General features: G+C 56.3%; 20 protein-coding genes. 6 read left to right on the top strand and 14 right to left on the bottom strand.

Features of this window, described 5'->3' with window-relative positions; all coding sequences use genetic code 11:
* Positions 1-14: 14 nt before the first annotated feature.
* Entirely contained in the window at positions 15-515 is a 501-nt protein-coding gene (locus tag BXY66_RS15700; RefSeq protein WP_165929209.1) for a helix-turn-helix transcriptional regulator, read from the bottom strand.
* A 122-nt stretch (positions 516-637) separates the two neighbouring features.
* Positions 638-4141 (bottom strand): autotransporter outer membrane beta-barrel domain-containing protein, encoded by a 3504-nt coding sequence (locus tag BXY66_RS15695; protein ID WP_132861333.1) that lies wholly within the window; start codon positions 4139-4141, stop codon positions 638-640.
* Between the two features lie 272 nt (positions 4142-4413).
* On the opposite strand from BXY66_RS15695, the gene BXY66_RS15690 reads away from it, so the two are divergent.
* Positions 4414-5817, top strand: a complete 1404-nt coding sequence (locus BXY66_RS15690; protein WP_132861332.1) for a DUF3179 domain-containing (seleno)protein — start codon at positions 4414-4416, stop codon at positions 5815-5817.
* 35 nt (positions 5818-5852) lie between these two features.
* Here BXY66_RS15690 and BXY66_RS15685 read toward each other — a convergent pair whose 3' ends face one another.
* From BXY66_RS15685 to BXY66_RS15660, 6 genes are all read right to left on the bottom strand, one after another.
* Positions 5853-6596: an SDR family oxidoreductase gene (locus BXY66_RS15685; protein WP_132861331.1), complete on the bottom strand. Its 744-nt coding sequence runs from the start codon at positions 6594-6596 to the stop codon at positions 5853-5855.
* 50 nt (positions 6597-6646) lie between these two features.
* A complete protein-coding gene (locus BXY66_RS15680) occupies positions 6647-8425 on the bottom strand; it encodes an IlvD/Edd family dehydratase (protein ID WP_132861330.1) in 1779 nt (592 codons plus the stop codon).
* 7 nt (positions 8426-8432) lie between these two features.
* Positions 8433-9530 (bottom strand): ABC transporter ATP-binding protein, encoded by a 1098-nt coding sequence (locus BXY66_RS15675; RefSeq protein ID WP_132861329.1) that lies wholly within the window; start codon positions 9528-9530, stop codon positions 8433-8435.
* A 9-nt stretch (positions 9531-9539) separates the two neighbouring features.
* A complete protein-coding gene (locus tag BXY66_RS15670) occupies positions 9540-10448 on the bottom strand; it encodes a carbohydrate ABC transporter permease (RefSeq protein ID WP_132861328.1) in 909 nt (302 codons plus the stop codon).
* Positions 10441-11298, bottom strand: coding sequence for a carbohydrate ABC transporter permease (locus BXY66_RS15665; protein ID WP_132861327.1), 858 nt, complete (start codon positions 11296-11298; stop codon positions 10441-10443). The genes BXY66_RS15670 and BXY66_RS15665 overlap by 8 nt, the downstream gene beginning before the upstream one ends.
* 140 nt (positions 11299-11438) lie before the next feature.
* A complete protein-coding gene (locus tag BXY66_RS15660) occupies positions 11439-12716 on the bottom strand; it encodes an ABC transporter substrate-binding protein (protein WP_132861326.1) in 1278 nt (425 codons plus the stop codon).
* 238 nt (positions 12717-12954) lie between these two features.
* On the opposite strand from BXY66_RS15660, the gene BXY66_RS15655 reads away from it, so the two are divergent.
* Both BXY66_RS15655 and BXY66_RS15650 read left to right on the top strand, forming a co-directional pair.
* Positions 12955-13737 (top strand): SDR family NAD(P)-dependent oxidoreductase, encoded by a 783-nt coding sequence (locus BXY66_RS15655; protein ID WP_243694403.1) that lies wholly within the window; start codon positions 12955-12957, stop codon positions 13735-13737.
* 87 nt (positions 13738-13824) lie between these two features.
* Entirely contained in the window at positions 13825-14571 is a 747-nt protein-coding gene (locus BXY66_RS15650; RefSeq protein WP_132861325.1) for a FadR/GntR family transcriptional regulator, read from the top strand.
* A 49-nt stretch (positions 14572-14620) separates the two neighbouring features.
* On the opposite strand, the gene BXY66_RS15645 is transcribed toward BXY66_RS15650, so the two are convergent.
* The 4 genes from BXY66_RS15645 to BXY66_RS15630 are packed head-to-tail and all read right to left on the bottom strand — an operon-like array spanning position 14621 to position 18546.
* Positions 14621-15373 carry an SDR family NAD(P)-dependent oxidoreductase gene (locus BXY66_RS15645; RefSeq protein ID WP_132861324.1) on the bottom strand — a complete coding sequence of 251 codons (753 nt, stop codon included), beginning with the start codon at positions 15371-15373 and terminating at the stop codon, positions 14621-14623.
* 10 nt (positions 15374-15383) lie between these two features.
* Positions 15384-16232 (bottom strand): fumarylacetoacetate hydrolase family protein, encoded by an 849-nt coding sequence (locus BXY66_RS15640; RefSeq protein ID WP_132861323.1) that lies wholly within the window; start codon positions 16230-16232, stop codon positions 15384-15386.
* Complete coding sequence (gene eno / locus BXY66_RS15635) at positions 16229-17539, bottom strand: phosphopyruvate hydratase (protein WP_132861322.1); 1311 nt, start codon at positions 17537-17539, stop codon at positions 16229-16231. The genes BXY66_RS15640 and eno overlap by 4 nt, the downstream gene beginning before the upstream one ends.
* Entirely contained in the window at positions 17536-18546 is a 1011-nt protein-coding gene (locus BXY66_RS15630; protein WP_132861321.1) for a phosphotransferase family protein, read from the bottom strand. Before BXY66_RS15630 ends, eno begins: the two co-directional genes overlap by 4 nt.
* 112 nt (positions 18547-18658) lie before the next feature.
* On the opposite strand from BXY66_RS15630, the gene BXY66_RS15625 reads away from it, so the two are divergent.
* Positions 18659-19639, top strand: a complete 981-nt coding sequence (locus BXY66_RS15625) for a LacI family DNA-binding transcriptional regulator (RefSeq protein ID WP_165929208.1) — start codon at positions 18659-18661, stop codon at positions 19637-19639.
* 35 nt (positions 19640-19674) lie between these two features.
* Here BXY66_RS15625 and BXY66_RS15620 read toward each other — a convergent pair whose 3' ends face one another.
* Positions 19675-20799 (bottom strand): DUF2652 domain-containing protein, encoded by a 1125-nt coding sequence (locus BXY66_RS15620; RefSeq protein ID WP_165929207.1) that lies wholly within the window; start codon positions 20797-20799, stop codon positions 19675-19677.
* A 168-nt stretch (positions 20800-20967) separates the two neighbouring features.
* On the opposite strand from BXY66_RS15620, the gene pheT reads away from it, so the two are divergent.
* Both pheT and BXY66_RS15610 read left to right on the top strand, forming a co-directional pair.
* Positions 20968-23367, top strand: coding sequence for a phenylalanine--tRNA ligase subunit beta (pheT, locus tag BXY66_RS15615; protein WP_132861318.1), 2400 nt, complete (start codon positions 20968-20970; stop codon positions 23365-23367).
* Between the two features lie 3 nt (positions 23368-23370).
* A complete protein-coding gene (locus BXY66_RS15610; RefSeq protein ID WP_132861317.1) occupies positions 23371-23796 on the top strand; it encodes a GNAT family N-acetyltransferase in 426 nt (141 codons plus the stop codon).
* Here the strand turns inward: BXY66_RS15610 and BXY66_RS15605 are convergent.
* Positions 23793-24671 carry a LysR family transcriptional regulator gene (locus tag BXY66_RS15605; RefSeq protein ID WP_132861316.1) on the bottom strand — a complete coding sequence of 293 codons (879 nt, stop codon included), beginning with the start codon at positions 24669-24671 and terminating at the stop codon, positions 23793-23795. The two genes, BXY66_RS15610 and BXY66_RS15605, sit on opposite strands and share 4 nt — an antisense overlap.
* Positions 24672-24757 lie beyond the last annotated feature (86 nt).

Here is a 24757-nt window from a genome sequence, read left to right as displayed (position 1 = left end):
TTAAGTTTCGATGATCAATTTGCCACTGCAGCGACTGAACCGCCGTCGGTGAGGTCTTCAAGAAACGCACTCAGCAGTTGGGTTTTCCCGGCGTAGCCCGATTTCTTGTAGATCGAGTTGGTCTGCGCTTTGACCGTGCCTTCCTTGGAGTTGCGGATTTCCGCGATTTCCGCTGTGGAACAGCCTTTGAGAATGAGGCGTGTAATGTCGCGTTCCGCAGCGCTGAAAGACCACTGGTTGAAATAGGCCTCCAAAAGGTCCTCAAAGGCTCCGGATGCGCGAGATATTTTGTCTTCAAGCGTTTCCTGATAGCGCTGCATGTTCCGGACTTCGATACCCAGGATCACCACAGCCACAATCAGCAGTCCAACAATCATGAATTCCCAGACGTGCAGCTCGTCCCATTCTTCGACCCACACCCACCCCAGCGCTTCGCCACCGTCTTCGATCAGCATCACAATGGCACACACAAGTGTGGCGACAAATGCCCACTTGAGGCGTTTTTTGTTGATCATGGCTCGGTCCTTTATGTCATCCATTGCGGCGGCATAAACAACAACCCGCCCGGTATGCTCAAGGCTCCTGGGCAGCCCTGCGACGGGTTGTGCTCGATGTGCCACTTTCAGCGCCTACGTGTTCAAAAAACCAGTTTGTAGGACGCTGCCAGCGCCTGGGTTTCGGTCGAAGCGCCAATGGTGCTGATGGCCCCGACGCGCAATGTTCCGCCATTGCCAAAATCAGCTTCATAACCCAAGGCAATCTCGCCAAAGGTTTCTGATTCATAGCCGGGCGTGGAGAAGGTCACGGTATCACCGAATATTGACACATTGACCGCACCGGGCCGATTGCCGTCGCGATGCACAGCCGAAACGGACGCGCGCCAGAAGCCGCTGTTTGTTGGCAATGCAAAACCCGTCCCCAAACGGGCTTCGCCAAAGCTGCTGTTACGCGCGCCAACGGTGGCGTTGGCGAGGCTTCCGGTTTCGGTGTAGGCCTCGCGGTCGTGTTCGCCGTAAATCAATGAAAGCTCAGGCGTAAAGATCATGCCATTCTGCAAATCGTAGTCGCGTCGCATTCCCAAGTGGACGTTCCACAGTGTGCTGTCGTAATTGGAAACTGCGTCCGGCGAGTTGCCGATCTGACGCGAACTGTTGTGATTGAACCCACCAAAGCCAACGCCAAAATGTAGGTCAGCCCAGCCAAAATCCTTGGCGGCCAAGGCGCTCAGCAAATATCCATCCGTTCCGAAGCCGTTGCCATCATAGGTGCCGTCATTCTCCAGAACACTGACCCCAGCACCGAGCCGAAGCCCTGTGTCGGTTTCTCCGGTCAGACCGACTGAAAGGCTGTGCAACCGACTGTCGAGAAGGCCACTGTTTCTGCTGCGGTTGGTGGTAAACACTGCATAGGGGGAGGGACCGGTCCAGACCGGCCGCTCTGCGGACAAGCTGGTCTGATTGCGGCTGACTTCGGGTCGAGATTGCTGCCCATCCAATTGGCGCCCCAGAGTCGCGGTCAGCCCGGCAATGGCAAAGCTCTCGTCCATGTTTGGGGCCAGACCCTGCGCGACATAGGATGCGTAAACAGGCGCATCGCCACCAGTATCCTTTGAGAACCACGCCCCATTTGGAATAGCAACAATAGTTTCAAAAGTTCCATCCGCAGTCGCGGTATCCTCAAAGTAGTAGATCTGGTTGCCGCCCACATGGGTAAGTGTCACGTCGTGCCGCCCGACACCGATCAGGCCATCCAGAGTTGCTGTTGTCTCGATTTCGAGTTGACCCGCACCGTCTTGAAGCATGACTGCATAAGCCTCATCCTCCGCGGCGGACGAAATGTCACCGGTCACGGTGACCGTGCCATTGGCTTGGGAGGCAAAAATACCGTAGGCGCGTGAGTTCGCACCCTGGCCAGTCACGGAAATCGCTCCCGAGTGTATGATCTGGCTACCCGCATCCGCGAGATTTGAGGCAATACCGATGGCGGTCGCGAAGCCGCCGCCGCTGTTGGCGGTGACATTGAGCGCTCCCATATTTTCAACGTATCCAGTCGTGCCCAAATCAAAAGCTTCGATCCCCAAAGCAATGGCGCCGATAGCAGACTCGGAGGTCGAACCTGACAGTGCCGAGATATTCCCGTGGTTCAAGACACGGCCGAAGGCTCCCGTAACGCTGATACCAGTTGCGTTCAAAAATCCGTCTGTGTCGAGGGTCGCATTGGAAGTCAGGTTGCCTGTGTTTTCGAAAGATCCGGCGACGCCCACACCGTCAATTGCGACTGCGGCGCTGCCCGCCAAACCTGCATCCACATAGACGCTGACGTTAACCGAGCCTTCGTTCCTCAAGTTTCCGTCCACAGTACCGGCAAACAAGCCGAGAGCTTCACCCATTCCGCTGCCGGTCACTGTCGCGCTTGAGGACAGGGTGCCTGTATTGAGTGCCTGCGCACCGCTCTCGATATCCCACAAGTCCAGAGCAGAAGCATAGGCTCCTAGGCCCACTTCCGGCGGCAAGGGCATTTCGGGAATAACAGCTGAGCTCGTCGCATGCGCTACCGCTGTGACGTCGCCGCTGTTGACGAGTGTACCGCCACTTAGTAGCGCGCCGCTAATTATCCCAAATGCATCAGCATAGCTACCGGTAGACTGGGATGTGATCGCGCCGCTATTTTCCAGATGTCCGCTCATATCATAGACGTCCAGTCCGGAAGCCAAGGCATAGTCTCCAGCTGTCGCTGCTACGGTCATATCCCCGCTATTGGAAAGTACTCCGTTAATGTCGCGCACAGCGATGCCGTAGCTCTCGGCTGTGGCCAGCCCTTCGGATTGAATGTCGAGTGTGCCGCTGTTGGACAACACGCCATCAACATCATCACCGGCAATACCTTCAGCCAAGGCGTCGCCGAAGTCTGCGCGTGCGATCAAAGTGATGTCGCCCGTGTTGGTGAGCATCCCTGTAACGTCATAAAAATCGATAGACCCTGCGCTTGCCAGGTCTTCGGCTGTAGCCATCCCGTACAAGGTTCCGTGATTGATTGCGTCGCCATGGATGTCGCCGAGGTCGAGGCTATCGTTGCCAAGTGACTCAGAGCCCGCCTGACTCGTGTAGCTCAGATCGGCAGTGTTGGTGAACTCGGCGCCTGCTTCGATGGCGCTGGTGTCGATTGCATCCGCGCCGGTGTAGCCGCCGGTCACGTCCAAACTAATCTGACCTGAGTTCACAAATGTACCGGTAATCGTTGACGTTTCGATACCGTCCACGCTTGCGCGTCCTTCCACACCTGCCGCTATGACAGCTGTGATGGTGCCACTGTTTTCCAGATGACCGGACACGTCGCGCACCTCGATGCCGTCATTGGCTTGAGCACGATGCCCGGACGTGACAGTCAACAGAATGTCGCCGGAGTTGACCACTTGCCCACCGATGTGACCGGCTTCGATCCCGTCAGCGCTTGCGTCCAAAGTTCCTTCGGCTGTTAGCGAAATTGTACCGGTGTTCACGATTTCGCCGGAAACATCCTCAGTGTAGATCCCGCGCGCAATCATGTCTTCGCCTTCCGCGTAGACGCTCAGGCTACCTTCGTTGCGGATGGTGCCCGATACGTTTTGAACCTCGACCGCAACCGCGTCGCCGTAGAAGTCAGCGTTTGTAAGCTCTGCGTGAACCGATCCCGAGGTCAGAATAGTGCCAGAGACGTCCTGTTGTACCTCGATGCCGCGAATGTAGCGGAAAACCCCTCCGTCTTGCGCCGCCGTGATCGAGCCCGCGTTGTTGATTGCACCAGACAGGTCGCCTGCGACGACCACGCCTGCATACTCATCCAGAATGCCATTGGCGGCAGATACCGTCCCGTGGTTTGCGAGTGTGCCCGAATAGTCCGGCGCAGTCAGAACCACTGCACCGTCACCTGCGACAGGGTCGACTTGCACGGACCCACCAGACTCGATCGTATGATCGCCTGTATCCGACGTGACAAAGGCCGTTGTTTGGGTCGTTGTTACCGTGTCGGCAGACGCCTGTGGGGCGTTTGCTATCATCGCCCCTGCGATCACCGACGGCGCGATGCTGACAACTGTGCCCCCTGCTTTGGTCAAGCGTCCGCCGCGCGCCGCAAGGCGCACAAAATCATTGCTTCGTTTCATGAGGTGTCCCGTGGTGTTTCCGTTTTTTGAATGTCACCGTCGTCGCGGCGTTGCGCCCCGTTGTGAGCATTCAGAGCCAAAAGAAAAGGGGCATTAACGGATTTATAACCAAAGTTTACATCTGACGTCGCAGCACTTGACCGGAAAGTTGGATGGTTTGTGAAGGCGGGTTCGCGGCATTCCCGACTGTCATTTTTCTAATGCAACTGTGATTGGCATGTGATGGCGGATTCAGGCGATGTCTTGTACCGGACAACAAAGGGACCGGTTTCATGGGTAAGGCAAAGAACAACGGGTGTTTTCAAGTCATAACTCTGACAGTCATTTCAGTGTTGTCGGTGGCTTTCGTTTCGCTGCTTTCGATGCCTTCAGAAGCGCAGACGCGTGAGTTGCCAGACTATGTCGTTGAGCAATTCGGGACACCACCACCGATACCGGACGGCGATTTACCGGCCGAGTTGAGGGCCGCTGTAGAAGCTGCCTTCGTCACGAGCGTTTCGCAAGCACGATGGGAGGCCGAGGAGCAGGCGGCCTTGCAACAGGTTGCGGAGTCCGGTGATCCGCGGCTGGTTTGGCTCATAAGCGATCTGATGCGTTTCATAACCAACGGCCAATTGAACGCCCAACTCGTTGGTGCATCCGAGCGCCTGTTGGATGTTGATTTGGGCGAGCAAGGGCATTGGGGCGGCGTTACGGACCAGCTGATTGCATGGGACATTCCGGCGCCGCCGGACTATCTGAAGACCAAGCGCGCCATTTTTACCGGGATCATTCCCGGATGGGACGACATCTTTGTCGAGGGTGACATCGATTGGCGGCTCGTGTCTTGGGGCGGCGTCCTGATCGACGATCGCGCCTATGACACAACCGACGAAGCGTGTAACTGCATTCCCGCCGCGGATAATCCAGCCGTGACAAAGGCGGAAGAGGCAACTTGGTTGCACGACGATGACATTATTTTTGGGGTCGAAGTGAATGGCGAGTTTCGCGCGTATCCAAGGCGCATCATGGAAGTACGCGAGATGGTCAATGACACGTTGGGTGACAGACAACTTGGAATTCCCTATTGTACGCTTTGCGGTTCTGCCCAGGCCTATTTCACCGACAATATGCCTGCTGGAGTCGACCGGCCCATCCTGAGAACATCAGGGCTTTTGATCCGCTCTAACAAGGTGATGTACGACCTCGTAACCTCTTCGGTCTTCGATACTTTTCGTGGAAACGCCGTTACCGGACCGCTTGCAGAAATCGGAGTGCAACTGGATCAGGCAACCATGGTGACCTCGGACTGGGGAAGTTGGAAAGCCGCGCATCCGGAGACAACCGTTTTGGCGGAGTACCTTGCGCTTGGGCGTGATCCGGATTTCCGAAATGGCCGGGATGCAGACGGACCCATCTTTCCGGTCGGCAACGTCGACCCGCGGTTGCCAGTGCATGAGGACGTGATCGGAGTTCTGACCGAAAGCGGCACTCCAGTCGCATTTCAGCGCAGCGCTGCGTTGCTCGCCCTTCGTGCCGGCGAAGAAATCTCCTACGAGAACGTCAAGCTGATGTTGGACGCCGGCGGTATCCGTGCAGCAGGCACAGACGGTTCTGATCTTGGATCACATGAAGCTTTCTGGTTCGCCTGGTCGCAGTTCCATCCGGAAACAGTTCTGTGGCCCGAGTTAAACTGAGGCTTCGGTTTTAGGACCCTGACGGCTGTCGGTCGTCAGATTGTGATTCCACCGTCCGAGTGGATAGTCTGACCTGTGAACAGCGAAGCCTCGTCTGAAGCGAGGAAAGCCACGGCGGCGGCGACTTCGTCTGCCGTGCCCAATCGACCCGACGGCTGGCGGCGGTTGAAGAACTCCCATGCTTTTTCTTCGCTACCGAACTCTTGGGAAAGCTCCGCTATGCGGGTTCTGAAGCTCGGCGTGTCCACCGTTCCCGGGCACACTGCGTTGCAGCGGATGCCTTCGGCGACGTAGTCAGCGGCGACGGCCTTCGTCAGGCCGATCACCCCCCCTTTTGCCGCGCAATAAGCTACACGCTTGGGAAAACCTTTTAGCGAACTGGCGACGGAAGCGATCGTGATAATGCTGCCGCCATTGGAGCGCATTTTGGGTACGCCCGCGGCAAGCACGTTGTAGGCGCTGTCGAGAGTTATGGACTGGGAACGCCGCCAGTCGTCCGGGCTGCATTCCTCAATCGTCCCTTGATGCACATAGCCGACCGCGTGCACGAGGATGTCGACGCGGTCAAAGCGCATGAAGTAGTCCTGAACAGCCACAAAATCAGTCGCGTCCAGCACCGAGGTTTCCATGCCCGAAAGTTCTTTGAGCGAGGCGCCGTTCAAATCTGATGCGTGCACAAACGCGCCCTCGGACTTGAGCCGTTCGGCCACGGCGCGACCGATCCCCTGCGCGGCAGCCGTTACCACGGCGATTTTTCCTTCAAGGCGGTTACATGACATTCCGGCACCTCTCCAAATTGCGGTTTTTGGGCGACTGACTGACCCGGCTGTCAGTGATTGTCGCGCGGATGGGCGGTTTGCGCCACGTTTTTGTATTTGACTGCAGGCTTCAACGTCATGCCTTGGGCAAATTGCTCCACGTGGCTGCGTTGGATTTCCTGCCAAGGGGTCTGACTTGGCGGCGTTGGGAACCCGCCTGATTTCGCCAGGCAAGATCGGCGGTCCGCAATTTCGGCTGCATCAATCAACACGTTCACGCGGGCGTTGCGCAGATCGATGCGGATCAGGTCACCTGTTTGCAGAATAGCTAGGTTGCCTCCAGCCGCGGCTTCCGGACTGGCGTTCAGTATCGAGGGGCTGCCAGAGGTGCCGGATTGGCGACCATCGCCAAGCGTGGGCAACTCGGTAATGCCGCGTTTGATCAGAGCCGCCGGCGGTTGCATGTTCACCACCTCGGCGCCGCCGGGATAGCCCAGAGGGCCCGCACCGCGAATGACCAGAATGCAGTTCTCGTCAATGGCCAGAGCATCATCGTCGATGCGCGCATGATAGTCCTCCGGGCCGTCAAAGACGATCGCCCGGGCCTCAAATGCTTCGGGGTCACTGGCATTTGAAAGATATCGCTTTCGGAATTCGGCGCTGATTACCGAGGTTTTCATAATCGCGCTGTCGAAAAGATTTCCGGACAGGTTTAGGAAGCCTGCGGCGGGCTTCAACGGGGCATCGAAGTCTCGGATCACATTTGTGTCGGATATCCCGCGGTCCGCATAAAGCTCCCCAACCGATTCACCTGTCACCGTTATGGCGTTCGGATCGGGCAAGCTGCTGTTTGCGAGAAGTTGGTTCATAATTGCCGGAACGCCACCTGCACGGTGGAAGTCTTCCGCCAAATAGTCCCCTGCGGGTTGAACGTTTGCCAGAAGCGGGATCTCGTGCCCGATGCGTTGCCAGTCGTCATTGGTCAACTCGATTCCGACATGTTTTGCCACGGCGTTCAGGTGAATTGGGGCATTTGTGCTGCCCCCGATCGCTGAGTTGAGCGCGATGGCGTTTTCAAAAGCGCCCTTGGTCATGACATCGGTGGGTTTCAGATCGGCCCAGACCAATTCGACGATACGTCGCCCGGTTTCATAAGCCACTTGCCCGCGTTCGCGATACGGCGCCGGAATGGAGGCCGCGCCCGGAAGCTGCATGCCCAGTGCTTCGGCGAGGCTATTCATGGTGCTGGCTGTACCCATCGTGTTGCAAAATCCCACAGACGGGATGGACGCGGTGGAAGCCTCCATAAATTGGGGGTAGTCGATTTCGCCAGCGGCCAGCCGCTTTCGCGCTTCCCAAATCGTTGCGCCGGTTCCCGCCCGCTTGCCATTGTGCCAGCCGTTCAGCATGGGTCCGACGGATAGAGCAATTGCGGGGATGTTGACAGTGGCAGCGCCCATTAGAAGGGCCGGGGTCGTCTTGTCGCAGCCGATCGTCAGCACGACTCCGTCCAGAGGATACCCGAACAGGCTTTCAACAAGGCTCAGATAGCTGAGATTACGATCAAGCGCTGCGGTGGGGCGTTTGCCGTTTTCCTGAATTGGATGCACCGGAAATTCGATGCAAACGCCGCCTGCGGCCTCGATGCCCGAACGCACCCGTTTTGCGAGTTCAATGTGATGCCGGTTGCAAGGCGCCAGATCGCTGCCTGTTTGGGCGATACCAATGATCGGTTTGCCCGATTGTAGTTCGTCCAGCGTCAGACCGTAGTTCAGGTAGTGACCGACATAGATTGCTGTCAGGTCCGGGTTGTCCGGGTTGTCGAACCAGCTTTGAGAACGGAGTTTCATTGGTTTCTCACAGACGCAATTCGGTGGTGGGATCGAACAGGCAGACTTTGCTCATGTTGATGGCCAGCTCGACGGCTTCACCTTCCAGCGGGGCGTCGTCAGGCTCTACGCTGGCGACCACTTCCTGGCCCGCTACAGAAGTCATAAGGATCGTTTCAGACCCCGTCGGCTCAACCATATCCACCAAGACCCTGAGGCGGGCGGAGGCGTCTCCGCGATGGGCGTGGACCGGATTGAAGTGCTCTGGGCGAACGCCGAAGATGACTGCCATCCCTGGTTTCAGAACTTCGAATTTGCCTTGGGGGAGTGGCAGCGTATTGCCGTCTCCACCGTCAATTGTGATGCCGAGACCGCCGTTGTGGCTGACCACTTTGGCATCAAGAAAATTCATCGTGGGAGACCCCATGAAGCCGGCGACGAATTTGTTGCGAGGGCGTTCGTAGATTTCCTTTGGCGTGTCGTACTGCTGAAGGACTCCCTTGAACATCACGGCGATGCGGCTCGCGAGGGTCATCGCCTCCACCTGGTCATGCGTCACGTAGACTGTGGTCTTGCCAACGCGTTGATGCAGCTTTTTGATTTCGGACCGCATCTCGATGCGTAGCTTGGCATCCAGGTTGGACAGTGGTTCGTCAAACAGGAATAGTTTGGGGTCGCGGACAAGGGCGCGCCCCATGGCAACGCGCTGCCGTTGGCCGCCAGAAAGCTGACTGGGTTTGCGATTTAGAAGCGGACCGATCTGTAAAAGATCAGCAACGCGCTCGACCGTTTCTTTCTGTTCGGATTTCGGGACATTTCTGCATTCCATGCCGAAGGTCATATTTTCTCGAACGGTCATGGTCGGATAGAGCGCATAAGACTGGAACACCATTGCAATATCGCGGTCCTTAGGGGCGTCGTTATTGACAACTCGTTCGTCAATGCGGACCTCGCCTGAGGTGACGCTTTCCAGCCCTGCAATGATGCTCAATAGCGTGGATTTCCCGCAGCCGGACGGGCCGACCAGCGCGATGAATTCACCGCTTTCAGCCTCGAGGTTGATGTCGGTCAGGACTTCGACGTTGCCGTAGCTTTTGCGGAGGTCTTTGATAGTGAGTGACGACATGTTTCGTTCCTATTTTACCGCGCCTTGGGTCAAACCGCGCACGAAGTATTTTCCACCCGCTACATAGATCAGAAGCGGCGGGATGGCGGCCATGATCACGGCGGCGGCTTCCACGTTGTAATGCCGTTCGCCTGTGCCGCTGCCCGAGAATGCAACGATGGCCGATGTGATGGGTTGGTTGCTGCCGGATGTAAAAACCGTGCCGAACAGGAATTCGTTCCAGATGCCGGTAAATTGCCAGATGACTGTGACAATCACGATAGGTGGGGACAGCGGAAGGATGATCCGGCGGAAGATCCGCCAAAAGCCTGCGCCGTCTATCCGGGCCGCCTTGATGAGGTCATCGGGGATTGAAACAAAGTAGTTGCGGCAAAACAGCGTCGTGAAGGAGATGCCTTGCACGGTGTGCACAAAAACCAGCCCGGCGATAGTGTTGGAAAGTCCAAGTTTGCCCAGCACAAAAGCCCATGGAAGCAGGGTCATCTGTTGGGGCATGAACACGCCCAGAGTGATGAGGCCAAAGATTAACCCGTCGTATTTGAAACGCCATTTGGACAGGATGTAGCCGTTCAGAAGGCCGAACATGGTGGAGAGAACGGTCGCGGGTATCGTCATCATCAACGAGTTTTTGTAAAAACGGGACACGCCCTCGCAGGTGCCGCCGATACAAAAGCTACCCCACGCCTCGGCCCAGTATTTCAGGGACATCGTGTCCGCCGATGGGAGTGAAATGAAGCCGGTCCGGACGATGTCCTCGAGCGGGCGCAGGGTATTCAGTAAGATGATCAGAAGCGGCGCGATATAGATCAGGGCAAACACGCCGAGCGCGCCATAGACGATGCCTTTTGACGTGATGCGACGACGTGTGCCGCCTGTGGCAAGCGGGTCGAATTCCTGATGTGTGGCGGCGTTACCCATGATGAGCGCCCTCCTTGCGTTTTTGCCAGACGGTCCAGACGCCATAGGGAACAAGGACCATTGCGAGTGCGACAAGGATCATGACGGCTGCAGCTGCACCTTGAGCAATCTGCCCCCGCTGGAACATCAGATCATAGACGACAATTGCGGGAACCGTGGTGGCGACGCCCGGACCGCCTTGGGTCAGAGCGACCACGAGGTCGTAGGTTTTGATAGCGAATTGCAGCAGCACGACCGTAACCGCGATGAAAATCGGCCAGATCGTGGGCAACACCACTTTGCGGTAGATCCGCGGCATGGAAGCGCCGTCGATCTGTGCAGCCTTCACCAAGTCGCCGTCAACGGAGCGCAGGCCAGCCAGAATGAGTGCCATGGCGAAACCGGACGCATGCCAAATTCCGGTGATAACGACGACGTAGAGAGCCAGGTCTCGGTCTGTGATCCAGTCGAATTTTGCCGACAGCCAGCCAAGATCGTGAAGTGCAAGTTCAACACCTGTGTTCGGATGGAAGATCCAGCGCCAAACCGTGCCGGTTACGATGAATGAAATCGCGAGAGGATATAGGTAGATCGTGCGCCAGACAGATTCAAACTTGACCCGCTGGTCGATAAGCACTGCAAGCAACGTACCGATCAAAAGCGTTCCGAGCACGTAGAGTGTGCCAAAGATAAACAGGTTCTGATAGGCCACCGTCCAGCGTTTGCTGCCCCACAATTTGGCGTAGTGCTCAAACCCGTGAAAGGTGGGGTCGGGTAGTAGCGTGGAATTGGACAGGGAAATCCAGAATGTCCAAAGCGAAAACCCGACGACGTAGACAAATGCCACAAAGATCGTGGGGATAAGGACCATCTGGGGCGTCAGATCAGACAGCCTGCGGGTCCAACCCTGTTTTGACGATGTATCCGAAGGGGAAGGCACGGCGTTACCTCTTGCCTGCTGGCGTTGAAATGCGCCCCGACCCGCGTTTGCAGGTCGGGACAGCACGGAGGTTACATTTGCAGCTCGACTGCGTCAGCAAGTTGGTTTGCGGCCTCTTCAGCAGAGATGCTGTCATCGGCCACGAACTCTGTGATTACTTCCATCATGGCGCCGCGGTACTTCTGTAGAACAGTCATGTTGTGGGCCATGGACCGCACAAGAGTTCCCTCTGACACGGACGCTTTCAGGTCTTCCAGACCTTGTTGCTGACATTTGGTGAACCCGCCTACCGACAGGTCCACATCAGTTCGCGCAGGGATAGAGCCCTTGGCGACATTGAATGTCGACTGAAAGTCCGGAGACATGATGATCTCTGCCAACAACTTCTGGCCTTCAACATAGTCCGCGTCTTTTTGCTTAAAGAACACGACGGAGTCCGAGTTCAGGATAAAGCCGTTGCCGCCCCAATCAACGGGCGTCTGGGTGCAATAGTAATCTTTGTCTTCGGAGAAGCCTGCGAGGTTTGCGGAGGCCACCGTCCAGTCACCCATCAGGAAGAAGGCAGCTTCGCCGGTCATCGTCATGGTCATCGACTGTTCCCAGGAGCGCCCATTTATCCCGTCATCCATATAGCCAACCATTTTGCGCAATTGCGCAAAGGCCGCGATCATGCCGTCCGAGCGAAGTGCATCCAAGTCAGCTTCCTGAAAGGCCTTGCGGTAAAGCTCCTGATCCATGCCGTAGACGACACTGTCAAAAGTGGTTGTGTCAGACCAATCCGCGGCGCCGTGGGCGATACAGATTTTGCCAGCTGCCTGAATTTTGTCGCATGCCGCGTTGAACTCGTCCCAGGTTTTCGGAACATCGATGCCAAGTTCGTCGAGGATGGTGCGCGACGAATAGAGCCAGTTGACGCGGTGGATGTTCATCGGAGCCGCAACCCAGCTACCGGTGGGTTTCATCACGGTAAGCAGTTCGGGGGCAACGACGTCGTCCCAGCCCTGTGCTGCCGCGGTTTCATCCAGATTTGCGGTTGCGCCTGTGGCGTTCCACTCTGCAATTTCGGGGCCTTTCAATTGAACCGCGGCAGGCGCGTTTCCTGCAACGACGTCTGAGCGCAGTTTGGCCAGTGTGTTTGAAGTGTGACCGGAGATTGCCGTTTGCTCCCAAGTGCCACCGGCGGCTTCGAACATCTCGCCCAGCTTAGCTATCGCCGCCGCTTCAGAGCCCTGAGCCCACTGGTGCATCATGTTTGTTTTAGGCTCGGCATGCGCCGCGAACGCGCCAAGGCCGGCGATTGAGGCTGCAACGCATGTCGAGCGCAGCGCGGTCTTAAGTGTGATGGTCATGAATTTCTCCTCCCGTTTCGATGTCTGGTCGCAAAGGCAGTGAGGCTCCTCTTCCTCTCCAGTGCGCCGGTTGTCCCGACAGGATCGGCCTGAGGCGAATCCCATCTTGAATGACGCTAAGTAGGATTTGTGGTATTTTCAAGTAGTATTTAAGAATTGACAAGTGGGATTTGAAATGTGAGCTTTGCGAGAATGGGTTGGCCGACTGCTGAGGCTGACTTGTCCACAGGAGGCCAGAGTGATTACGACCAAACACGCGGGTGCGAATTACCCTAGCCTGATGGATCGGGCGGTTCTGGTTACCGGAGGCGGCAGCGGTATCGGAGCCAGTATCGTCGCGCGGCTGAGCGCCTGTGGTGCCAAAGTCGGCTTTGTGGACATTGACGAAAATGCCGGTTGTGGCTTGGTCAAGGCGCTGTCCCAACAAGGTGTCCGACATACGCCTGTATTTGGTCGCTGCGACATCACTGACATCGATGCTTTCAAAAGTGCGATAGCAGATATTGTTGACGAAACGGGTCCGTTTACCGGACTTGTGAACAACGCGGCGAATGACACCCGGCATGAAATCTCGGAAGTTACGCCGGAGAGTTGGCGCAAGGCCTTGAGCGTAAACCTGGACCACCAGTTTTTCGCTGCGCAAGCCGTCGCACAGGGGATGAAGACCGCGGGCGGAGGCAGTATTGTAAATATGGGGTCGATGAGCTGGCGAGTCGGGATCGATCGCTTGTCGGCTTATGTCTCTGCCAAATCCGCGATTGAGGGGTTGACCAATGGATTGGCTCGCGAACTCGGGCCAAGCCGGATTCGCGTGAACTGTATTACGCCTGGGTTCGTAAAAACGGAGCGGCAAGTGCAGCTGTGGCTGACGCCCGAACTTGAAGCCCAGGTATTCGAAAGTCAGTGCCTTCCGGATTTCATTGAGGCTGAAGACGTGGCCAATTTGGCGGCTTTCCTGCTGGCTGACGACTCCCGTATGTGTACATCGGGCGTCTTTCCGGTGAACGGTGGATGGATTTGACGACAAGGGCGCTGGCATTCGTTTTTGGCGGCCTAGAGAGTTGCCTCTCGACCCAGAGTTTATTTTGGAGCATGTAACGATTTGACTATGACAGACCCCGCGCACCCCAAGCAGAAACCCAATATTACCCAACAGATCGTTGAGACGCTGGGTCGTCGGATTGTGTCTGGCCAGATGGTGCCGGTAGAGTCGGTATTGTTTGAGCAAGATTTGATCGATGAGTTCGGCGCAAGCCGCAATGCGGTTCGCGAGGCCGTCAAGACGCTGGCCGGCAAAAACCTTGTTGTGTCCGCGCGCAAGAAAGGCACCAGCGTTCGGCCGCCTGAAGACTGGAGTTTGTTGGATCCGCAAGTAATCGATTGGATGATTGCGGAGACATCGACCAATGAAGGGCTGATTCAGGCGCTGTCCGAGCTGCGTCAGATCATCGAACCCGAAGCGGCCGCTCTTGCCGCGAAGCGGGCAAGTTCGACACAGATATTGCGCCTGTTTGAGTGTTACGAACAGATGGTGGCCAACACCCACGATGCGGCACTTTCCGTGCATTGGGATACTGAGTTCCACAAGGTGCTGTTGGCGGCATCCGGAAATCCGCTTCTGCGGTCGCTTGCTCAGGCGATCGAGCGGTTGCTGCTGAGTAACTTCAGCCTGTTTACGCACGCAAACGAAGGCTTCATCCGCAATATTCCCGATCATCTGTGGATTGCCGAGGCGATCCGCGATCGCGACCCTGCTTTGGCTCGGCAGCGCACGCAGGCGTTGTTGAGTAAAAACGAGAGCGACATAGACGAGTTGAAGCGCGCTATGGATGACGTGGATCTGCCGGAAGTTTGACCGCATCAGGTGAAAACCCCCGGCGTTGATATTCGCCGGGGCATTGTCTTTAGTAAGTTGCGCGTCCACCGGAGAGATCAAACACTGCACCGGTGGAGTACGAACATTCTTCCGAGCACATCCAGCCGACCATGGCGGCGATTTCTTCGACAGTGCCCATGCGGCCCATTGGAATTTTGGACAACATGTAGCCGATTTGCTCTTCGGTCACATCCGCCAGCATCTCGGTCTTGATCACAGCCGGACAGATGACGTTAACGCGGATGCCGGTGGTCGCGAGTTCCTTGCCGAGGCTTTTGGTGAGGCCAATGACACCCGCCTTGGACACGGAGTAGGCCGAAGCATTCGGGTTTCCATCTTTGCCCGCCATGGAGGCAATGTTGACGACGCGACCATAGTCATTGCTTTGCATGTAGGGCACAACGGCGCGGCAGGTGTGAAAGATGCCGTTCAGGTTCACGTCCATTACCGCGTTCCAGGTGTCGAGTGGGTATTCGGTCAATGGTGTATTGATCCCCGCAATCCCCGCCGCGTTCACAAGGATATCTATGCCGCCAAGTGCCTCGGCCGTGGCTGCGGCGCCCTTCTCGACGCTGTCGTAGTCCGCAACATTCACAGTCTGCGCATCGACAGTGCCCTTGGTTGCAAGCGCAGATTTTGCCGTGTGCAACGTGTCAGCAGAAATATCCCACAGGGAGACTGACGCGCCGCTGTCCAGAAAGCGCTGGGCAAAGGCAAATCCCATGCCGCGCGCGCCTCCTGTTATCACAGCACGTTTTCCGGTCAGATCCAGAGTGTTCATTGCTTGGCCCTCACAGATCGACAACGGTCTGGGTTTGCGTGCCAAGCCCGTCAATACCAAGAGTGACCTTGTCGCCCTGCTTCAGCCAGACTTGGGGCGACATTCCCGCGCCAACACCGGGAGGCGTCCCGGTGCAGATCAGATCGCCGGGTTCCAGTCTGGTAAATTCGGACATGTATGAGACGATGGTTTCGACGTCGAAAATCATCGTGCCGGTGTTGCCGGTCTGCATACGTTCGCCGTTCACGTCCAGCCACATTCCGAGATTGTTGACGTCTCCTATCTCGTCGGGTGTCACCAACACCGGGCCAGTGGGGCAGAAATTGGGAAAGCTCTTGCCCTTAACCCACTGGCCAGAGCGTTCCAATTGCCACGCGCGTTCGGAAATGTCGTTTACCAAAACAAATCCCGCAATGTGATCCATCGCGTCCGCCTTGTCGATGTTCAGAGCCGGTTTGCCGATCACGATGCCCAACTCGACTTCCCAGTCGAGTTTGGTCATCTTCGGGCTGTAAAGGATGTCGTCGTTGGGCCCGCAGTAGGTGCCGGTAGCTTTGTTGAACAGGATCGGCTCTTCGGGGATGTCCATGCCCGCTTCAGCGGCGTGGTCGGAATAGTTCAGTCCAACACACCAGATGTTGAATGGTTGCGCCACCGGCGGCGCCAGTCGTTTGCCCTTTACGTCTGCAACCGGCAGGGAGGCCGTGTCCACGGCGCGTACTTTGTCCAGCGCACCATCGGCGAGCGTTCTGGGATTGAAGTCGGCAACAACGGATGACACATCTCGTGCGACACCATCGGCATCAATCACGCAGGGGATTTTGGAACCGTAACGGTCGCCATAACGCATAATTTTCATGATTTTTCCTTTTGAGTATTGCCCCACCAGGTGTTTGCAAGAGGTGCGCCGCCGACAAAGCTCTGCTCCCCTAGAACATCCTGAATTCGTAGGCATTCGTTCCATTTCACCATGCGCTCGGACCGGGTGAACGAGCCCACCTTGAGTTGTCCGCCTCCAAGCCCAGTTGACAGGTGGCTGATCGAGGTGTCTTCGGTTTCTCCCGAGCGGGCTGAAACGACTGCTCCCCATCCCTGCGCGGTTGCGGCTTTGAAGGTGTCAATGCTTTCGCTTACAGTTCCGGCTTGGTTGACCTTGACCAGCACGGCGTTGCATGCGCCGACATGCGCTGCCTCTTTGACAAGGTCAGCGTTGGTGACGAGATAATCATCGCCGATGATCTGGACCTGTTCCCCAAATCGGCGGGTAAATTCGACCATGCCTTGTACATCATCTTCGCCAACCGGATCTTCGATTGAGGCGATGGGGTAGGCATCCAGCCATCCGCCCAACATGTCAATCAAAGCCGCGCTATCCATGCTACGGTCGTCCAACGCGAGGCGGTAGGTGCCGTTTTTTCCGAATTCGGACGCTGCTATATCGAGTGAGATCACCACCCGTTCTCCAGGCTTTTCGCCAGCTTTTTCAATGGCCGCGACCAGAGTTTCCAGTGCCTCTTCGTTGCTGTCAAACATCGGCCACCATCCGCCTTCATCTGCGACGCCAGCGAGTTTGCCTTTGCGTGCCATGATGTCGCCTGCCGCGAAGTAGACTTCGTTGGTTATTTCCATGACCTCGTTAAATGTGGAGGCGCCCGGAACCATGATCATGAAATCCTGGATGTCGACACGGCGCCCGGCGTGTGCACCGCCGCCGAATATCTGGATCTCGGGCAATGGTAGCGAAGGCTTGGTGCTGTAGTGGTCTGAAACATGCTGCCATAGAGGTTTTTGCACGTCAGAGGCCGCCGCGTGCAATACAGCGAGTGACGTGGCCACAGTGGCGTTTCCTCCCAGTGTTTCTTTGAGAGGAGAAGGGTCGAGCGCAAGCATGGCAGCATCTGCCCCTGCCTGATCCGAAACATCGCGGCCAACAAGTGCTTTGGCTATTGGGCCATTCACGCTTTGCAGTGCCTGAGAAACATCTTTGCCACGCAGAGCATTGCCGCCATCGCGTAAATCGATTGCCTCGCGGGTGCCGCGTGAAGCTCCTGCCGGCGCAATGGCGCGACCAAACGCGCCGTTGTTCAGGATCACGTCGACCTCGACCGTTGGGTGGCCGCGTGAATCCCATACCCGACGGCCTTTTACAGATGAAATGATGCTCACGCGTTGTTTTCCTTTAGCATTTGAGACAGCCGCCAGGTGAATCGGTCCAGTGTGTCAGACGGCTTGGTGATGAGTTCAATTGCGATCTGACGCACAAGATCCTGCTCCGGAACCGTGAGGTATTCGACAGGGGATTTCCCATCCACGCGAGCCAGCATGAGGGCAGGCAAAAGATGGCAAATGCGGCTCTCGAGCGTATTCTGGGTTTCCCAGGTCACATGCGGGCGATAGGCCGCCCAGAACGCAGCAACCTCATCAAGCAGGGATGACCGCATATCCGGAAGGTGGATTGCCTTCAGAACAAGGTGGTTTAGGCAGAATGACGGATCAAACGAAGCATCGCCCATAGTGGCGCATTCTGCGTCGAGCAGAACAGGGCCTGATGCGCGAAAAACTATGTTCTTTGGGCTGACATCGCCATGCACCAAAACATGGTTGCTGTCGTAAAGCATGTCCGCGAGGGAATTGAGATGCGCCGCAATGTTGGTGTGTTTTCCTGCTGTGAAAGATAGGTAGGGTTCGATGCGCAATGCCCGGAAATCATCGATGTTTTGGAAGGCGGCGGCGTCAAATCCCAGCATCGCGGAAGCAGAATGAATTCGGCCTAACAAGTCCCCGACCAGCCTAGCTTCCTCTTGCGTAGGAATCTGAGATAGAAGTGCATCCTTCCAAAGGAAAACGTCGTCTCCAGTCAGGAATTCCATGGCAAATCCATGGTCCTGTTCCGAGCGTCCAAAGAGGCGTACTGCTGAATTTGGGCTGACGTCGGCGGCAACTTGGAGCCAGGCGTATTCTGCTGCGTTCCGATGAACAGGTGCGCGCCAATCTTCGGCCACCTTGAGTTTGGCCAGAGCAAACTTCACAACAAAGCTGCGACCATTTACGTCCACTTTTGCGATGTCTGAAGCCACGCCGCCTGTTAAGGCGGTGACCTTTGAGATGTCCTGTCGGTCCGCCAGGTTCAGGTCTTCCATCAACATCGCGCAGCGGGCGTGCAGATCGTCCATGTGAGATGGTCCTCCTTGCCATGTTCACGTGAACATGAATAGATTATCTCGACAAACTGTCAAGACTCGATCCGCGGGAAATGATAGACCATCGCAAAAAGAAAGAGACTCATTGGCCGAGCGTGTGACCATAAAATCTATTGCCAAGGACCTTGGTATTTCGCACATGACTGTGTCCCGAGCGCTGTCCAATCATCCCAACGTTTTGAAAGAAACAAGGGAGATGGTGCAGAAGCGTGCTCGTGAAATGGGCTACGTAAAAAGCGCCGCGGCCAAAGCAATGCGGGGAGATGGTACGCGCATTGTCGGATTGCTGCTCCCTAATATTGTAAACGAGTTTTACGCCCGGTTTGCCAATACGTTGGCGCTGGCCTGTGAGGCAGAGTCGCTTCAATTGATCATTCACCTCACCGGCGATGATATTCATGCCGAAGCAAAAGCGATCGAACGTCTTCAGGAAATTCAGGCGCAAGGCGTGGTCATGGTGCCAGCGCCTGGCGATCGCCCATATTCCTTTGCTCGCCTTAAGGAGATGCGCGTCATTCAACTCATTCGACAGGCAGATTTAGGAGAGCCAGTCGATGCCATTTTGGTCGATGACTCTGCCGCCATTACAGCTGCGGTTAGGCATCTGGCCAATTTGGGGCACAAGCAAATCGCATATATCGGGGCCGACAAAGAGCTGTCCTCCGGGCGCTCGCGGTTGACGGCTTTCAAGGTTGGATTGGTGGAGGCAGGACTTGATGCAAGCGCCGAGCTTGTCCGAACAGCGCCCCCATCGGCGGAGATGGGGCAGCGGCAAATGGAGGCGCTGCTTGAGGTCGGCAAAGCGTCGGCAGTCGTCTGTGGCGGCGTGGAAATTTCAAACGGTGCCCTGCAAGCGATCTTGAGCGGCGGACACAAGGTAGACAATCCGGTTGCTTTTGTTGGCTACGGGGATGCGTTGCTCTACGCGTGGATCGGAAAGGGCGTCACAACAATCGACCTGCCGGTAGAAGCTTTGGCGTCAGAGGCTGCGGCGCTTCTGTCGGAGAAAAGAGACATCCATTCCTCTCGGACCGTTGCTTTTCCAGCTACGTTGGTTTGCCGCTGACTTGAACGGTAGCGCGAAATAATGACGATTGATGCCTAGGCAGGCACTGTTTCACTGGCAAGCTTCTTCCCCAAGGCCGTCATTTTTTTGATGCGGTTTTCCTTGTCCGGGTCGATGATGCCGCGCACTTTCTTTGCGACCATTCCGGCCATCAATTTACCCATCAGCTTCGGTGACTTTGGTTTTGTATAGCGGAGCTTGACCATGGTGCCGTCACCCATTTCATTGAGTTCAACGGTTTCGAGCATCGACAAGCCCATTGGCATATTGAAGCGCCCGGTAACGTATTCGCCGGGGTTCCAGTCGAGGATCTCGAACGGGAATAGGTCGTCTCCATGATAGCAATGATATGTCGTACCCGGCTCAATCTTACCTTTGTTAGCGTTCAGAATGTCGACTTTGTCGGCTCCGATCCATTCGGCTCGTAGGTCAGGGCGAGTGGCGATCATGAAAGCGATTTCGGGGCTAACCGGTAGCGGGATCAGCCATTCTTCAATCAACAGGTCGTCGTTGTTGGTGACGAATGTGCGCTCGGTGTGACGTCGGCGCTGCCATGCACTGCGCATGTCACGCACCACGTATTCGATTTCACCAATGTGCTCGATTTCTTCTGAGTGAAACTCGCTTTCGTCGAAATAATCTTTCATGCCCATAGATCGCAGCGCATCACAGGAAATCAGCGTGTAGGCATTCATGCCAGTGCGTTCCTTGACGGAATTTTTCAAAAGGCGAAACGCGGTGATCACGTCCTGACCGGCAAGCTCTTTGCGATCGCCGGTTTCCTGAATTACGCATTCGCCATGATGTACTACGATCTTGAGCTCGAGATCTTCGATGTGTGCGCAGGCATCGCAGGGGCAGGTAGTATTGAGCATCATTTTCTCTTTTGCGCGTGCAAACACACAGTAGAGTTGTTCTGCAAAGTCGAGGATGAACTGCTTTGTCATCACGTCGCTTTCGAACGCATAAGCAAAGACCGCGTCGCCCTGAAGGCCGGAAACCTCGAGCGGCGAGCGGATCGCGGGCACAAGATTTCCGAACAGCGATTCAAGGATGCCCTTTGCGTGTTCGATCGGCGTCTGAGACATGAATTTTGTGTATCCGGAAATATCGGCAATCACGAAGTAGGCGGTTTTTACACCGTTATCCTTGGCGGCCATGGCAATTCTCCCCTTCATCCCTAGCTTACTATGCGTCAAGTTGCGGAATTCGCAAAACACGCATTGAACCGGGTAGATAGATGACAACGGGAAGAATGCGCTCTTTCCCCCTTGGCGCTAATCCGCTATTGCCCTCACTGACCCTTTTTTGACTGGCGGAACGGCGCGATGAAATTCACTCTTTCCTGGCTGAAAGACCACCTGGACACCACTGCAAGCGTTGACGAAATTTGTGAGGCACTGACTGACCTTGGCCTTGAGGTTGAGGATGTCGTGAACCCTGCAGATCGTCTCGCGGACTTTACTCTGGGTAAGGTGACCAAGGCGGAAAAACATCCCGACGCAGACAAGCTGCGAGTTTGTCAGGTGGCAACCGATGAAGGCGAGAAGCAGATTATTTGCGGTGCGCCGAACGCCCGTGAAGGCATCACCGTCGTGGTTTGCAAGCCAGGTATGTACATTCCGGGGCTCGATCTGACGATTAAGGTCGGCAATATCCGCGGCGTCGAAAGCCACGGCATGATGGCCTCCGAGAAAGAGCTTGAACTGTCAGACGAGCATGACGGCATCATCGAGCTTCCTTCTGGCGAAGTCGGTGACAGGTTCGTGGATTGGCTGGCAGAAAATGACCCGGCCAAAGTGGATACGATGATCGAGATTGCGATCACGCCGAACCGGCCCGACGCATTGGGTGTGCGGGGCATTGCGCTTGACTTGGCAGCGCGCGGGCTGGGAAAGATGAAGCCTGCCAAAACGGCTTCGATCGACGGTAAGTTTGAAAGCTCTATTACCGTAACGATTGACGAGGATGCAGCTAGTGACGGGTGTGAGGTTTTTGCCGGACGCCTTATCAAGGGTGTCAAAAACGGCCCGTCTCCGCAGTGGCTTCAAGACCGCCTGACCGCCATTGGATTGCGTCCGATTTCTGCGCTGGTGGATATTACCAACTTCTTCACCTTTGACCGCAACCGTCCGCTACACGTGTTTGATGCAGACAAGGTCAAAGGTAACCTGCGCATCCATCGCGCGAAAGGTGGCGAGACGCTCGTTGGTCTGGACGAGAAAGAGTACTCTTTCTCCGAAGGAATGGTTATCATCAGTGACGATGAAGGTGTCGAGTCCATCGGTGGCATTATGGGTGGTCTGGCGACGGGATGTACTGCGGAAACAACAAACGTTTTCCTTGAAGCAGCCGTTTGGGATCACATTCAGATTGCCTACACAGGGCGGGGTCTGAAGATCAACTCGGACGCTCGCTATCGCAACGAGCGTGGCATTGATCCGGCTTACAACATGCAGGCTATGGATGATGCGACGCAGATGATTATAGATCTGTGCGGTGGCGAGGCTTCCGATATCGTGACTGCTGGCACTGTTCCGGATGTATCGCGGGCCTACAAGCTGGACACCGATCGTGTCCAGTCTCTCGTAGGAATGGAAATCCCTGCTGAGACGCAACGGGAAACGTTGACGGCGCTCGGCTTTGTGATCGATGGCGACATGGCACAGGTTCCAAGTTGGCGTCCAGATGTGCGTGGCGAGGCGGATTTGGTGGAAGAAGTGGCCCGTGTTGCGTCTTTGACCAAACTGGAAGGCAAGCCGATGCCGCGTAGCTCTGCGGGTGTTCCGGCACAAATCCTGTCGCCGATGCAAAAACGCGAACAGATCGCGCGCCGCACCACTGCTTCTCTCGGTTACAACGAGTGTGTGACCTATAGCTTTATCGATAAGGCGGCGGCAGAATTGTTCGGCGGTGGCAGTGACGCCACTATGCTGGAAAACCCGATTTCCAGCGAGATGAGCCATATGCGCCCTGACCTGTTGCCGGGTTTGCTGCAGGCAGCAGCGCGCAATCAGGCGCGCGGATATATGGATATGGCGTTGTTTGAATGTGGCGCGGCCTTTCACGGCGGCGAACCGGGCGAACAGCACATGCAGGTTGGCGGCCTCTTGGTGGGCAAGACTGTTGGCAAGGACGTTCATGGCGAAAGCCGTGGCGTCGATCTCTACGACGCAAAGGCTGACGCCGAAGCTGTTCTCGCCGCCATCGGTGCACCTGCAAAGGTGATGATCCAGCGTGGCGGCGACGCTTGGTGGCACCCGGGCCGGCATGGCCGCATCTGCCTTGGTCCCAAGAAAGTTCTTGGCGTTTTCGGTGAAGTCCACCCCAAGGTACTGGATGCGCTAAACGTCAAAGGGCCGGCAGTTGCCTTTACGCTTTATCCCGAAGAAATTCCTTTGCCTCGCAAGAAATCGGCATCCAAGGGAGCTGTCACCAAGGCGGACTTGCAGGCCGTCGAGCGTGACTTTGCTTTTGTCGTTGATGCCGACGTCGAGGCGCTGACACTGGTCAATGCCGCCGCTGGTTCTGATAAGGCTCTGATTGAGGACGTGCGCGTTTTTGACGAGTTCATCGGCGGCAGCCTTGGCGAGGGTAAGAAGTCTCTGGCCATTACCGTGCGTTTGCAGCCCACGGAAAAGACTCTCAAGGAAGCGGACATCGAAGCGGTTGCTGCGAAAATCGTCGAGAAGGTCACAAAGGCCACCGGCGGCGAGTTACGGGGGTAAACGATGTTACCGCGTCTGGCTCATGACTATGAAGCAGAAGCCATCGCGCGGTTGATCGATGCCGCCTACCAACCTTACCGCGATCAGGGTGTGATCCTGCCGGATGTGTCCGGCGGGATTGATCGCGCTATCGCGGCGGGTCAGGTTTGGGTGGCGGGGCGCGCCGAGGTGCAGGGTGTATTGATGGTCGCGATTGCCCCACCGAAAGCGCATCTGATGAACGTTGCGGTGTCTCCAGACGCGCGGGGTAAGGGTTTGGGGGGCAAGTTGATCGGGCACGCTGTGGCGCTGGCAAAAGACGCTGGATGCAGCGAGATCGCGCTTGCCACACACGAAGATCTCGCGAGCATTATCGCACTTTATCACCATCTTGGCTGGCAGGAGACCGGCCGCGAAGGCAATCGGGTCATGATGAGCCGCACGATTTAAGGTTTTGCGAGAGCCTCGGCCAGCACATCAAATACCAGACGGATTTTGCGGCTGGTGTGCAATTCGCGGTGCGTTGTCAGCCAGATCGGGAAGGTGATCGGGCTCAGATCCGGCAACACTCGTTCAACCCCGGACGTTTTGTTCGCGACTTCTTCGGCCATCGGTGCAATGCCAAACCCCTGTCTGCAGAGCTCCCAAGCCACCAACCCGCTGGCGGAGCCAGCGCGGAAGTTGTCATGGGTGATTGGGAAGCCCATCGGATGAAGGTATTCCAGCATGCGGTCATTGTCCGAAAAGCCTATGAAATCGTGAGTTTTCAGGTCTTGCAAAGTACGTGGACGTCCACGCCGGTCGAGGTAGTCCGGAGCCGCGTAGAAGTATCCGTCCGCGTCGCGGATCAGTCGCGCGATCAGGTCGGGCTGGTCAGGGCGAACATGTCGGATCGCTATATCTGCCTCACGCCGGAGGATGTCTCGGATGTCGTCTCCTGCAACAACGTCGATGACAAGCTTGGGTGCGAGTTTTCGAAGGCGCGCGAGGATCGGTGGAAGCAAGTATGCGGAAAACACGTCGCTTGCGGTAATGGCTACGCGTCCCTCAATGGTCTGGTTTTGTCCGGAGGCTGCCAGCGCAACCCTGTCGGCGGCCTCTCCCATTGCCCGCACATGCTCAAGTAGTTCGGTACCTGAGTCCGTTAATTGCAAGGACCTTCCCACGCGCTCGAACAACAAGACGCCCAAGTCGGCTTCGAGGGCGGACACCTGACGACCAAGGGTTGGCTGGGTCAGGTTCAGGTGTCTTGCGGCCGCTGAAAGCGAGCCTTCCTCGGCGGTTGCCAAAAATGCGCGGATGTGGTTCCAATCAAACTCTTTCATGCATTTTTGTATAAGGCATTTGCGAATTTCGGCAATTCACAAGTATTCACGCATGACTATCTTATGACCCAAGACGGAGAAACCGG

This window comes from Shimia isoporae, assembly GCF_004346865.1.
Taxonomy (GTDB): Bacteria; Pseudomonadota; Alphaproteobacteria; order Rhodobacterales; family Rhodobacteraceae; genus Shimia; species Shimia isoporae.
This window is presented reverse-complemented; position numbering and strand designations above follow the sequence as displayed.